At 33.8% G+C, this 14,195-nt stretch carries 9 protein-coding genes; 3 read left to right on the plus strand and 6 right to left on the minus strand.

Going from position 1 to position 14,195, the window contains the following annotated elements; translation table 11 throughout:
• Positions 1-7 precede the first annotated feature (7 nt).
• Positions 8-2,647 carry a DNA gyrase subunit A gene (gene gyrA / locus ACFO3N_RS24095; RefSeq protein ID WP_379801392.1) on the minus strand — a complete coding sequence of 880 codons (2,640 nt, stop codon included), beginning with the start codon at positions 2,645-2,647 and terminating at the stop codon, positions 8-10.
• A 257-nt stretch (positions 2,648-2,904) separates the two neighbouring features.
• Here gyrA and ACFO3N_RS24100 point away from each other — a divergent pair, with 257 nt between their 5' ends.
• The 3 genes from ACFO3N_RS24100 to ACFO3N_RS24110 all read left to right on the plus strand — a co-directional run bounded on the left by ACFO3N_RS24100 (position 2,905) and on the right by ACFO3N_RS24110 (position 7,581).
• Complete coding sequence (locus ACFO3N_RS24100) at positions 2,905-5,451, plus strand: ATP-dependent Clp protease ATP-binding subunit (protein ID WP_095930861.1); 2,547 nt, start codon at positions 2,905-2,907, stop codon at positions 5,449-5,451.
• Positions 5,452-5,591: 140 nt separating this feature from the next.
• Positions 5,592-6,959: a 30S ribosomal protein S6--L-glutamate ligase gene (gene rimK / locus ACFO3N_RS24105; RefSeq protein WP_095930862.1), complete on the plus strand. Its 1,368-nt coding sequence runs from the start codon at positions 5,592-5,594 to the stop codon at positions 6,957-6,959.
• Positions 6,960-7,059: 100 nt separating this feature from the next.
• Positions 7,060-7,581 carry a DUF421 domain-containing protein gene (locus ACFO3N_RS24110; protein WP_379801393.1) on the plus strand — a complete coding sequence of 174 codons (522 nt, stop codon included), beginning with the start codon at positions 7,060-7,062 and terminating at the stop codon, positions 7,579-7,581.
• A gap of 6 nt (positions 7,582-7,587) precedes the next feature.
• Here the strand turns inward: ACFO3N_RS24110 and ACFO3N_RS24115 are convergent, their stop codons facing one another.
• The 5 genes from ACFO3N_RS24115 to ACFO3N_RS24135 all read right to left on the minus strand — a co-directional run bounded on the left by ACFO3N_RS24115 (position 7,588) and on the right by ACFO3N_RS24135 (position 14,171).
• On the minus strand, positions 7,588-8,655 hold the full coding sequence (locus ACFO3N_RS24115; RefSeq protein ID WP_379801394.1) for a WG repeat-containing protein: 1,068 nt from the start codon (positions 8,653-8,655) through the stop codon (positions 7,588-7,590).
• 8 nt (positions 8,656-8,663) lie between these two features.
• Complete coding sequence (locus tag ACFO3N_RS24120; RefSeq protein WP_379801396.1) at positions 8,664-9,893, minus strand: WG repeat-containing protein; 1,230 nt, start codon at positions 9,891-9,893, stop codon at positions 8,664-8,666.
• Positions 9,894-10,031: 138 nt separating this feature from the next.
• Positions 10,032-11,702, minus strand: coding sequence for a WG repeat-containing protein (locus tag ACFO3N_RS24125; protein ID WP_379801397.1), 1,671 nt, complete (start codon positions 11,700-11,702; stop codon positions 10,032-10,034).
• Between the two features lie 262 nt (positions 11,703-11,964).
• The gene (locus ACFO3N_RS24130) at positions 11,965-12,597 is read right to left on the minus strand and encodes a hypothetical protein (RefSeq protein WP_379801398.1); all 633 of its coding nucleotides are present in this window, start codon (positions 12,595-12,597) and stop codon (positions 11,965-11,967) included.
• A 233-nt stretch (positions 12,598-12,830) separates the two neighbouring features.
• Positions 12,831-14,171: an inorganic phosphate transporter gene (locus ACFO3N_RS24135; RefSeq protein ID WP_343543531.1), complete on the minus strand. Its 1,341-nt coding sequence runs from the start codon at positions 14,169-14,171 to the stop codon at positions 12,831-12,833.
• Positions 14,172-14,195: the final 24 nt, after the last annotated feature.

Genomic DNA, 14,195 nt, shown 5'->3' on the forward strand with positions numbered 1-14,195 from the left:
TTTTCAATTATTCTTCAGACTCTTCATCTTCTGCTTCAGCATCGTCTTCCTCTTCTACTTCATCATCAGAGTCGTCTTCCTCTTCTACAGATCCGTCATCTTCTAGAACCTCCAAATCTGGTTTAACTCTCTCAATTGCACCGATTACATTTCCATCTTCATCCAATTCTACTTCTTCCGCATCATCTTTCATTACAGTTGTTACTGCAGCGATAGAATCTTTTCCTTTAAGATTAATTAATCGAACACCTTGAGTTGCACGTCCCATAACACGTAAATCTTCGATTGCCATTCTAATTGTTAATCCAGATTTATTAATAATCATTAAGTCATCTGCATCAGTAACAGCGTTGATCGAGATCAATTTACCTGTTTTATCCGTGATATTAAGTGTCTTAACCCCTTTACCTCCACGGTTTGTAATTCTGTACACGTCTTCTCCGTCGTCGTCAACCAATTTAGTACGTTTTCCGTATCCATTTTCAGTTACAACTAAGATTTGAGAGGTAGAAATATCGTTTTTATCAACCGTAACCATTCCGATTACCTCGTCAGTTTCATCTTTTAAGGTAATTCCACGAACTCCAGAGGCTGTTCTTCCCATCGGACGTGTTTTCGTTTCTTCAAAACGAACTAATTTACCAGATTTAACCGCTAAGATAATTTGGCTTTCTCCGTTTGTCAACTGAGCTCCAATTAACTCATCTCCTTCTTTAATTGTAATGGCAGCAACTCCATTTGCTCTTGGTTTAGAATATTTCTCTAAAGAAGTTTTCTTCACCTGACCTTGTTTGGTAACCATTACAAGATTATGCGTATTGATATAATCTTTGTCTTTTAAATCTTGTGTACAAATGAAAGCTTTTACTTTATCATCACTTTCAATGTTTACCAAGTTCTGAATTGCTCTACCTTTTGCTGTTTTACTTCCTTCTGGAATTTCGTAAACACGCATCCAAAAACATTTTCCTTTTTGGGTAAAGAACATCATATATTGGTGGTTTGTTGCCACAAACATGTGCTCTAAGAAATCTTGATCTCTTGTTCCGGCACTTTTCTGTCCAACCCCTCCTCTATTTTGCGTTTTGTATTCTGTAAGGTTTGTACGTTTGATGTAACCTGCGTGCGAAATTGTAATAACCACATTTTCGTCAGCAATTAAATCTTCAATACTCACATCTCCTCCAGAATATTCAATTTGAGAACGTCTTTCATCACCATATTTATCACGAATTTCTGTAAGCTCTTCTTTAATCAAATCTGTTCTCAAATTAACATCTGCTAATAAAGCTTTCAAATGCTCAATTAACTTCATTAATTCTTCAAACTCAGCTCTTAATTTATCTTGCTCCAGACCTGTTAACTGACGTAAACGCATCTCAACAATAGCACGAGCTTGAATATCTGATAATTTAAATCTTTCGATTAATTTTTCTCTAGCTTCATCTGTGTTTTTAGAACCTCTAATTAACGCAATTACTTCATCGATATTGTCAGAAGCAATAATTAACCCTTCTAAGATATGGGCCCTCTCTTCTGCCTTACGTAATTCAAACTGTGTTCTTCTAACTACAACTTCGTGGCGGTGCTCAATAAAATAATGAATCATATCTTTCAGATTCAACATTTGCGGACGCCCTTTTACTAATGCAATATTATTTACACTAAAAGAAGATTGTAATGAAGTATATTTATATAAGGTATTTAAAACCACGTTTGGCGTAGCATCTCGTTTCAAGATATAAACGATACGCATACCATTTCTATCAGATTCGTCACGAATGTTCGCAATACCTTCAATTTTTTTCTCGTTAACCAAATCAGCCGTACGTTTGATCATTTCGGCTTTGTTAACCTGATATGGAATTTCAGTAACAATGATACACTCTCTTCCGTCCACTTCTTCAAAACCAACTTTAGCACGCATTACGATACGTCCTCTACCTGTTTTAAAAGCTTCACGAACGCCTTCATAACCATATATCACACCTCCCGTTGGAAAATCAGGAGCTTTAATATGTGTCATTAATTCATCAACCTCAATATCATTATTATCTAAGTATGCTAAAGTACCATTGATAACCTCTGTTAAATTGTGTGGTGGCATATTAGTCGCCATACCAACCGCAATACCAGTTGCTCCATTTACTAATAAAGTAGGAACTCGTGTAGGCATTACTTTTGGCTCATATAAAGTATCGTCAAAGTTCAGCTGAAAATCAACTGTTTCTTTTTCGATATCTGCCATAATATCTTCTGAGATTTTACGCATTCTGGCCTCAGTATAACGCATTGCTGCAGGACTGTCTCCATCGACAGAACCAAAGTTACCCTGACCATCAACTAATAAATAACGCATACTCCATTCCTGAGCCATACGTACCATTGCATCATATACAGAAGTATCTCCGTGCGGGTGGTACTTACCCAGAACCTCCCCTACAATTCTCGCAGACTTTTTGTGGGCAGATCTTGATGTTACACCTAAATCATACATTCCGTAAAGAACTCTTCGATGCACTGGTTTCAAGCCATCTCTAACATCAGGAAGCGCTCTCGATACAATTACTGACATCGAATAATCGATGTAAGCTGATTTCATTTCATCTTCAATGTTAATAGGAATTAACTTTTCTCCTTCAGACATAAGTTGTTATGTTTTAATAATTACATTAGTTTCAAAGCGTGCCAAGATACGTTTTTTTAAAATTTTTTCAGCTATTTCCTTACACTTATTTAAATGATTTATTAACAACTTTATTTCCGCTTTTAGTTAATAAATTAAGCGTTTTTTAACTCTTTTATTCTCTTTTTTTTCGTCTATTAGCTGACAGTAGTTCTTGAAGGTACGGTTTTTGTTTTTAAAACAGTAATTCACTAAATTTACAATACCAATTATATATTATGGATGATAATTTTTCACCAAGAGTAAAAGATGTAATTACGTACAGTAAGGAAGAAGCTCTTCGTTTAGGGCACGACTTTATTGGTACAGAACATCTTATGCTAGGTATTTTAAGAGATGGTAACGGAAAAGCTATTCATATACTTAATAACCTAGCTGTCGATTTAGATCATTTACGCAGAAAAGTAGAAGTGCTTAGCCCTGCCAACTTGAGCGTTGAAGTAAATGCAGAAAAGAAAAACCTTCATCTTACCCGACAGGCAGAAAGAGCCCTGAAGACCACTTTTCTTGAAGCAAAAGTATTTCAAAGTTCATCGATAAGCACGGCACATTTGCTGTTATGTATCTTGAGAAACGAAAACGATCCAACAACCAAGCTATTGAATAAACTAAAAATAGATTATGATGTAGCTAAAGAACAGTATTTAAATATGACTCCAAACGAAGAAGAATTCTTAGAAAACTTGCCAAGAAACGAATCATATAATGATGATTCAGGACAAGATGACAGTCTTAAAGAAAGCAGTTTTAATAATCCCGCCAATAAGTCAAACAAAAAATCTAAGACTCCGGTTTTAGATAATTTTGGGAGAGATTTAACAGAAATGGCCGAAGAAGGAAAATTAGACCCTGTTGTAGGACGTGAAAAAGAAATTGAGCGTGTATCGCAAATTTTAAGCCGTAGAAAAAAGAACAATCCGCTTCTTATTGGAGAACCTGGAGTTGGTAAATCTGCAATTGCAGAAGGACTGGCGCTACGTATTATCCAAAAGAAAGTATCGCGTATTCTTTTCCACAAACGTGTTGTAACTCTTGATCTAGCAAGTTTAGTTGCTGGAACGAAATACAGAGGACAGTTTGAGGAAAGAATGAAAGCCGTAATGAACGAGCTGGAGAAAAATGACGATATTATTCTTTTTATTGACGAAATCCACACTATTGTAGGCGCTGGTGGAGCAACAGGTTCGCTTGATGCTTCAAACATGTTCAAACCTGCTTTAGCAAGAGGAGAAATTCAATGTATTGGTGCTACTACTCTTGATGAGTACAGACAGTATATTGAAAAAGACGGTGCTTTAGAAAGACGTTTTCAAAAAGTAATTGTAGAACCAACTTCTGTTGAAGAAACAATCGCAATTTTGAACAACGTAAAAGATAAATATGAAGATCACCACAACGTAACTTACACTCCAGAAGCTATTGAAGCTTGTGTTAAGCTAACAAACAGATATATGTCTGAGCGTTTCTTACCAGACAAAGCTATCGATGCAATGGACGAAGCAGGTTCACGTGTACACATTACTAACATCGATGTTCCAAAACAAATTTTGGATTTAGAACGTCAGTTAGAAGAAGTTCGCGAGATGAAAAATATGGTTGTTAAAAAACAAAAATATGAAGAAGCAGCCAAACTTCGCGATGATGAAAAACGTATCGAAAAAGATCTTGCTACAGCACAAGAGCAATGGGAAGAAGATTCTAAAAACAACAGAATTGAAGTTACAGAAGATAATGTAGCCGATGTTGTTTCTATGATGACTGGAATTCCTGTTAACAGAATTGCTCAAACAGAAAGCAACAAATTGGCGCAATTGCCTGAATTGATTCAGAATAAAGTAATTGGTCAAAATGAAGCTGTTTTAAAAATCGCTCGTTCTATTCAGCGTAACAGAGCTGGACTTAAAGATCCGAACAAACCAATTGGTTCATTCATTTTCTTAGGCCAGACTGGTGTTGGTAAAACACAGTTGGCTAAAGTATTAGCAAAAGAATTATTTGATTCTGAAGATGCTTTAGTTCGTATCGATATGAGTGAATACATGGAGAAATTTGCGATTTCTCGTTTAGTTGGAGCGCCTCCAGGATACGTTGGATACGAAGAAGGTGGTCAATTGACGGAGAAAGTTCGTAGAAAACCGTACTGTGTAGTTCTTTTAGATGAGATCGAAAAAGCGCACCCAGATGTATTCAATATGATGCTTCAAGTTTTAGATGACGGATATTTAACAGATAGTTTAGGTCGTAAAATTGACTTTAAAAACACTATCATTATCATGACCTCTAACGTTGGTGCTCGTCAGTTGAAAGATTTCGGACAAGGTGTTGGATTTGGTACTGCCGCAAGAACAGCTCAGGCCGATGAAAACTCAAAAAGCATTATCGAAAACGCTTTGAAGAAAACTTTTGCTCCTGAATTCTTAAACAGAATAGATGATGTAATTGTATTTAATGCATTAGAAAAAGCTGATATTGATTTGATTATTGAAATCGAATTGAAAAAACTGTATTCTCGCATTGCAGAGTTAGGCTACAAATTGAGCTTAACTGATAAAGCAAAAGCGTTTATCGCTGAAAAAGGTTTTGACAAACAATTTGGAGCAAGACCGCTGAAAAGAGCGATTCAGAAATACGTTGAAGATTTGCTGGCTGAAGAAATCATCACTTCAAAAATACATTCTGGTGATGAAATTATGATGGACTTAAAAGAAGATTCTCAAGAATTATCAGTTGAGATTCATAAAGCCGAAGAGCCAACGAATCAATAAATTAGTCAAAATTTATAACATTCATAATATGCCCGTTACGTTTTCATAACATAACGGGTATTTTTTTTATCAAAAATCACTATCTTTAGTAAAAGCAAATAGCTATTTTTGAATTTAAATTCTATAATAAAAAACAAAATATGCTTCAAAACAAAGTCATTTTAGGTAGCGAAGAATGGTGCTCATTTCCAGAACTTGGAATCCCGACAATTAAAGCTCGTGTCGATTCTGGTGCCAAAACTTCGGCAATGCACGCTTTAAACATAGCTCCTTTTATAAAAAATGATGCCAATTGGGTTAAATTCGATATTAATCCAATTCAGAATAATATCAAAACCATTATTCATTGTGAAGCGCCTTTGGTTGATAAACGAATTGTAAAAAGTTCGAGCGGATTTAGAGAACATCGCTATGTGATCCAAACCAACTTAAAAATTGGTGATGCCAAATGGCCAATCGAAATGACTTTGACCAATCGCGATTCTATGGGTTTTAGAATGCTTTTAGGACGCGAAGCTATGAGCGGCAGGGTTTTAGTTGATCCTGAGCAAAAATATCTTTTAGGACAGCCTACAGCAGAATCTTTAAAAGAATTATATCAAAATTCAGAAAAAGCAACTACAGGTTTACGAATTGGTCTTTTAGCCAGCAATCCAGAATTGTACAGCAATAAAAGAATTATGGAAGCCGGCGAAATGCGCGGGCACGAAATGCATTTCTTAAATATCAAGGAATGCTACATGAAACTGGATGCTAAAAAACCTGAAATTCATTACCGAGGCGGGAAAATCTTAAATGAATTTGATGCTATTATTCCGAGAATTCGACCAAGCATCACTTTTTATGGCTGTGCTTTGACACGTCAATTTGAAGCGTTAAAAGTCTTTGTATTAAATTCGGCTACAGCCATAACGCAATCTCGAGATAAACTATATTCGTTACAACTATTACTGAATAGCGGAATAGATATTCCAACTACCGGATTTGCCAATTCTCCGCTTGATACAGACAATTTAATTAAAATGGTTGGCGGTTCGCCACTAATTGTAAAATTATTGGAAGGAACGCAAGGAAAAGGCGTGGTCTTGGCTGAAACTAAAAAAGCGGCAGAAAGTGTAATCAATGCTTTTAAAAGTTTAAATGCCAACATCTTGGTTCAAGAATTTATCAAGGAAGCCAACGGAAAAGATATTCGTTGTTTTGTAATTGACGGAAAAGTGGTTGCTGCAATCCAACGTGAAGCTATGCCTGGCGAGTTTAGAGCTAATATTCATTTGGGCGGAACAGCATCTGTAATAAAAGTAACTGCCGAAGAGAAAAAAATCGCCATTAAAGCCGCAAAAGCAATGGATTTGAAAGTGGCTGGAGTTGATATTATCCGTTCGTCTAAAGGACCGCTATTGCTTGAAGTAAACTCTTCTCCTGGTTTAGAAGGAATTGAAGGTGCAACTAACAAAGATGTGGCTGGAGAAATGATTAGAGCGATTGAAAAGAATTTCAAATTATAATTAAGTTCATTTAAACTTAATTCCCTATAAATAATTTAGCAGCTTTGTCAAAGTTTAAAACTTTGGCAAAGCTTTTTTATTTAACTTTAAAATAAAAAAAATGCATTTTCCATATTTAGATATTATTATCAGAAGCGTTGCTGTTTATTTTTTCATGACGATTGCGCTTCGTGTTTTTGGCAAAAAAGAACTTTCGCAATTAAACACTGCCGACATTATTTTGATTTTATTAATCAGCAACTCCGTTCAAAATGCAATGGTTGGTCCTGACACCAGTCTTATTGGAGGTCTAGTTGCAGCTTTAGTTTTGTTTACCATAAACTTTGCCATCAAAAAACTGACAAAGAGATTCAAAACTCTAGGTGACTTATTACTTGACAAACCTGAAATATTAATTTACGATGGTGTGTTAGATTTTAAAACTTTGAGCCGATTAGATGTTTCGCACGAAGAATTAAAAGAAGCTGCGCGTGAACATGGTTTAGAGCATTTAACTGATATTAAACTCGCCATGCTAGAAATTGACGGAACTATAAGCATCATTTCGAAAGATCAGAAACAGCTTAAGCAGACGCATTACAAGCGCAAGCATAATCGTAAAAATCTGCAAAAGCAGTTTTAAAGTTAATTAGTTATAAATTGGAATAATGATTTCATATTGAATGGGAATAATTACTTCACCCGTTTTATTTATTACCCCCCATTTTCCATTCATTTTGACACAGGCTACTCCATTTTTAAAATCATTTACATCGTCATAAATTGCCGTTATTACTGTGTCACCATTCTCATTGCTGAATCCCCATTTATCATTAACTTCTATTTTAATCATACCTTCAGACGGCTCAGCCTCTTTAGCAGGAAATAATTCATCACCTGACCTTACTATTTTTCCAGTTTTATCAATAAATAGCGACTCACCCTTTTCTGATACTACATAAGCTTTACCGTCTATAAAATTGTATGCAAAGGAATATCTAAGCGGTATCACATATTTACCCGTCTTATCGATGTAACCCCATTTATCATCAACTACAACTCTGGCTAAACCTTCCAAAAAAACAAATACCGCATCGTAGCTATCAAAGTCATAAATTGGAGAAACAATTACTTTTCCTGTTTTATCAATGAAACCCCAATGCTTCCTTATTTTTACAGCTGCCAATCCTTCTGAAAAATTCATAGCTTCCAGATAATTTGGTTTTATAACTTCTGTTCCGGTTGTGTCTATAAACCCTAATTTTTCATTTACTCTTACTATTGCCCTGCCATCTGAAAAATCATCAGCCCAGTCATACTTTAATGGCACTTTAAAAATTCCTTTTGTATTTATAAAACCATATTTTTCTTCTGTTCTTATTAACGCTCTGTCATTTATGAAATCATAAATATCTATGTATATAGGAGGTACTATTTCTTTACCTTTTTTATCTATGAGACCTCTTTTTCCATTTAGCTCCACAAGTATTAGATTTTCAGTACTCTTGTGCATATAGTCGTAAATCAAATCGACAACGATTTTATTTTCGCCATTAATAATTCCATAACGATCTTTATCGCTGACTATATACAATTGATCGCTATTATCTATTTTATTCTCTGATACTTTATGGGAATCAATTTGCTTTTGAGAATGTGTAAATTCACCTGATAACACAATAAGAAAGCATCCTAAAATTAAAAATCTTTTTTTCATTATTTGATTTATTGAACCTGAATAATATTATCGTAAACAGCAGGAATAATAATTTCATTTTTTTTGTTTACAACTCCCCACTTCTTACCTACTTGTATGAGAAAAAATCCATTAAAACTATAATTTGGATTCTTTATTCTTTTTCCTTTTTTATTAATATAAAACCGCTCATAATCAATTGTTACCAATGCTTTTCCTTTAGAAAAAGGTAGTGCGTAATCATATTTAAAAGAAATAATTTCTTTCCCGTTCCTATCAATAAAACCCCATTTACCAATACTATCAACCACAACTGCTTTTCCTTCTTTAAAATTAGATTGAAAATCTTCTCCAAAGTCACCATACTTAGGCGGGACAATCTCTTTTCCCGTTTCATCAATATAGCCCCATTTATTGTTTTGAAGTACAGCTGCTCTTTTTTCAGAAAAGGGAAAAATAAAATCATAATGCTGTTTCAACAGAATGGCTTCTCCTTTTTTATTTAAAATCACGTCCTTACTATTCTGCTTTACTATCGCTTTTCTTTCTTGAAAATCAATTGTATAATCGTATAAAAAAGGGATAACTTGTTTACCTTTTTTATCAATAACTCCGCATTTGTCATTTGATCCCACAGAGGCCAGACCTTCTGAAAAATCTGATGCCTCATCAAATTCAAATGGGATTACTTGTTTACCTTTATTATCAATAAATCCACATTTGCCATTTAATTTTACAGAAGCTAATCCTTCTGAAAAATCTGAAGCTTTATCAAATCGAAATGAAATTATTTCTTTACCGTTTTTATCTGTGTATCCATATTTATTATTTAACCGCACACAGATCAAACCTTCTGAAAAATTGCTGATATCATCATAAATCATAGGTAATACTTCTTTACCTTCTGCATCTATAAGACCCCATTTTTCATTTAATTTTAAACGAAATAAGTCTGTATGGATGGAACTTAAGTAGTCATATTTAAAAGGTATTATCATTTTACCTGTCCGATCCAGAAGACCATACTCTTCATGATTTAATTCTGTAATAAAAAGTCCTTCACTGTGTTCTATATAAAAATATTTTATAGGCTGAACTACTCTTTGATTTTGATCAATAATACCATAAAGATCATCTTTTACAACAATGAATAATTGATTGGAGCGTTTTTGTTTCTTAGAGATTTTTTGTTGTGCATTGACGTAATTGAAACTGATAAGTAAACAATAGAAACTTATCAGGAAAAGTTTTTTTATCATGATGGATTTTCTAGTTAAATAATCTCTAAAAATAGTCTCACTAAACATTATTAATTACTCCTAAACATTTTTAAACTTCTATTTTAAGACATAATTTATTAAAATGAAATATCTAGATCAAAAAAGAGACTTTTCCATTTAGTACTCCCAACTCTTTATACTTACAATTGCACGACCCTCATAAAAACTACTTACATGGTCATATTTTCCAACAGATTCAATTTTTCTTCTGGTCACTTTGCCATCTTCGTTGATTATAAATACTTTTTTACCCTTTTCTGCAATCGCAAAACCATCGCTAAAGTCTGTCATAGAATCATATATAGGAGGAGCTATCTTTCTTCCGTTAACATCTGTTGCTCCCCATTTATTATTTAAACTAAAAACTATAATTTCATTTGCAATTCCTACAACATCAGAACCAGTGAGAGAATTATCGACAGTAAGTATACTATCACACTTGACAGATATAATTTCCTCCCCTTTTTTATTTACAAAACCATATTTTTTATTGTTCGATACAATTATTCCTCCCGTGTCAAGACGGGTTATTTCATTATATTTTATTGGAGTTACTAACTTGCCTTGTCTATTTGCAAAACCATATTTACCATTAGATTTTAACAATAACAATGGGCTATTTATTGTAAAATCGCTTCTCATATAATAATCTGAATATTTAGATTCACATTTGTATTTTAACGGAATAATAATTTTTCCAAATCTGTCTATAAATCCGTATTTTTTATTTTTTATGACTAAATAAGTTTCACCTAATGAGCAAATATTATCATATATTAATGGTATAATAAACTTTCCATTTTCATTAACTAAACCATATTTTTCGTTTTTTTTAACTAATGCCACTTTGTCAACAAAATCTTCATGCTCATCTAAAAAACGCTCTTCCATATAATCTGAAAAAGCAATTAAGGGATCATATATTAGAGGCATTACTATTTTTCCTGTTTGCACATTAATTACACCCCATTTCATAATATGGTTCGCATCATAATTACCTACATATGCAAGGCCATTATCCAGACGCAGTAATACCCTATATATTGGCGGAACAATCTCTTTCCCGCGTTTATCAAGCAAACCGCGTTTACCATTTATACATATTTTTGCAATTCCATTATAAAAATTGTCTGTACCCCAAAAATCATATTTTATCGGGCAAATTTCTTTTCCATTTGAATCTATAAAACCCAATTTCTTACGAAAAATAACAATTGTAATTCCTTCACTAGAGCTCCAGAAAGGTGAACCTGACACTAGCTTCGGATATTTCATTGATGTTATCTCCTTGCCCATTTCATTAACAATACTATACTCACCCTTGAATGCTCCACTATAAAGCCCTTCTCCCAAATAGGATAAATCATCGTATTTAAAAGGAGTTAACTGCTTTCCTGCTTTATTAAAAAGAGCATATTTTCCATTAGTTTTTGCGCACGCCAGATTTCCTTCAAATGAAAGACCGTAGTACTCATCATATATAACAGGTATGATTATTTTACCCGTCGAATCAATAACCCCATATTTTTTGTCTTTTTCAACTGTTGCATATCCCTTATAAAAATGCATATCATTATCATATATTACAGGTATTATTTCTTTACCATATTTATCAATGGCTCCATACATAATTTTTTCCTTTCGCGATTGATTGCAATCTTCCTGCACGTCTGAAGTTTCACTTTTAACAGTTGTAGGCTTTTCATCCTTTGTAATAGGTTTCTTCTTATTACAAGCAATTGCAAAAAAGACAAGGCAAGACCAAACAACAACGATTCTACTTTTCATTGATAAAATTTCTAGTTAAATAATGCATGAAAATCTTATTTTTAAATAGAATCAATTACCCGCAAACATTTTTAAACTTGTATTTTAAGACATAATTATACATTCAGTAAAAAAGCCTAATCTAAAACTAAACTGCCCCAAAAAGTTAGACTAATTGGGGCAGTTCGAAAGCGATTATTTTGTACAATAATCTTATTTAAAAAATAAATTTAAAAGAAGCTTTAATTTGATTATTTAACTGGTTCTTTATTTGGAATTACACCTATTTCGAAGCAGTAACTTTAAATGGTGGATTTACCATTCTTTTAAATGTTTTGTATAAACAAAAAAGAACCGCAAGCACTGATACAATTAAAAACGGAAGATATCCAACAGTTTTTGAAATTTTTACAAATAAATAAACATACCATTTTACAATTTGAGTACGACTTGGCTCCCAGTCCTGAAAACCATAAGAAGACCAGGTTATCAAACCTCCTATAATTGCCGTAACTCCAGTAATTATTAGAGGTACAATTGCGGCACTTATTGGCGACATCTGCTCTTCTTTTCGGGTAAGCCCTAAGTTTTTAAACTGTTCTTTTATTAATTGTTCAGCTTCTTTTGCAGTTTCAGGGTCTTTAAAATCAATAGTTTTATAATGAGTTTCTGCATCATTGTTCACGCCAAATGTGATATAGGCGTCATGATCCAATTCTAATTCGTATTCAAAAACATTTTTTACGTTAATAACCAGTTCATAATTACCTGTGTTAAACGTATCGCTGTCAATTTTTTTTATAATATAGTCCGCTTCTTCTTTTGAAACATCATCAACTATATAAGTAGAATATAGTAATACTACATTTCCTTTTCCGCCATCAAGAATTAATGGCTTGTCAAAAACACCTTTCATTATTTTCTTTTTAAACCTGTTACTGTTGATAATTGTTTATTACCAAATTTTTTGCAAAGGTCAGCATCAAAAACAATAAAAATGAGCCGGAAAAGTTTTTAAAATTGCACTTTAAGACAATAATCAACTATCAATTTAACCCCATAAAAAAAGCCGATTTCAATTTGAAATCGGCTTTTTAAATATTTAAATAAAATGCAATTTACATCTTACATTTTACAATAATCGTTTCACTAAATAAATACGCTTAGAATAAAGTAAACCAAACCAGCTAGTAAAGCCGAAATTGGAATAGTTAAGATCCATGCCCAGATTAAACTTACGGTAACTCCCCAGCGAACTGCAGATACACGTTTTGTCAATCCAACACCAATAATAGATCCTGTAATGGTATGCGTTGTACTTACCGGAATTTTTAAGTGCTCTGTAAAGTAAAGCGTCAAAGCTCCTGCAGTTTCTGCTGCAACTCCTTCAAACGAACTTACTTTAGTGATCTTAGACCCCATTGTTTTTACAATTTTCCATCCACCACTTAAAGTTCCTGCCGCAATAGCAGAATAACACGCTAACGGAATCCAGCTTGGCATTACTCCTTTAATTCCTGCGTCATCGTTTGGAAGCACAACATCTAACCAAGCATCCATATGAACTCCAGGATTTGTATTGATGTAAACCGCTACAGCAGCAGCAATAATACCCATTACTTTTTGAGAATCGTTTCCTCCGTGACCTAAACTAAATGCCGCAGAAGATAATAACTGCATTTTCTTTAAAGCTGCATCTGCCTGATGAAGATTCAAACTGCTGAATATTAAACAGAATGCGCTTACTGTCAAGATAATAAAGGCTACTAAGAACCATTTAATATTATGAGAATCGAATACAACGCTCCAAAAATGAGATTCGAAACGAGGTTTTCCGTGCTCTACAATTTCTTCATAAGAAACCATTTGAACGTAAACAAACCAAATCGTTGCAAGCATTAAAGCTACAGTAAAGATTTTCGGTCCGATACTTTTACGTGAAGCATTTAACAGCCAAATAGAAATTAAATAAGAAGCAATAACTCCTAAAAGTGGTGCCAATACAATAAATGCAATAATAATGAGGACTCCCGAGGGCATTCCACCATCTTTACCAGCCTTATACCAGCTTACAATTTCGTACCAGTAGTGAGTTGCTCCATCTTCTCCAACATAACCAGAGAAACCATGAACTGCAATAGCGTGCGCTACAGCTGCTCCTGCGAAACCTCCAATTAAGGTATGTGAAGAACTTGAAGGAATTCCTAACCACCAAGTCAATAAATTCCAACAGATTGCTGCAATTACTCCGGCTAGGATAACAACAAGGTTAATTTCCATTGTGTGCGCTGTTTTAGCAACAGTATCCGCAACACCAAATCCAAAAACCCAATAAGCCAGAAAGTTAAAAAATGCTGCCCAGACAACCGCCTGAAAAGGTGTCAAAACCTTTGTTGCAACAACAGTCGCTATAGCATTTGCCGCATCATGAAAACCATTGATGTAATCAAAAATTAAGGCTAATACTATAATTAATATAAGTAGCGTCATAAAATTATAACTTCAGATTGAAAA

This window comes from Flavobacterium chungangensis (genome assembly GCF_042654045.1).
GTDB lineage: Bacteria > Bacteroidota > Bacteroidia > Flavobacteriales > Flavobacteriaceae > Flavobacterium > Flavobacterium chungangensis.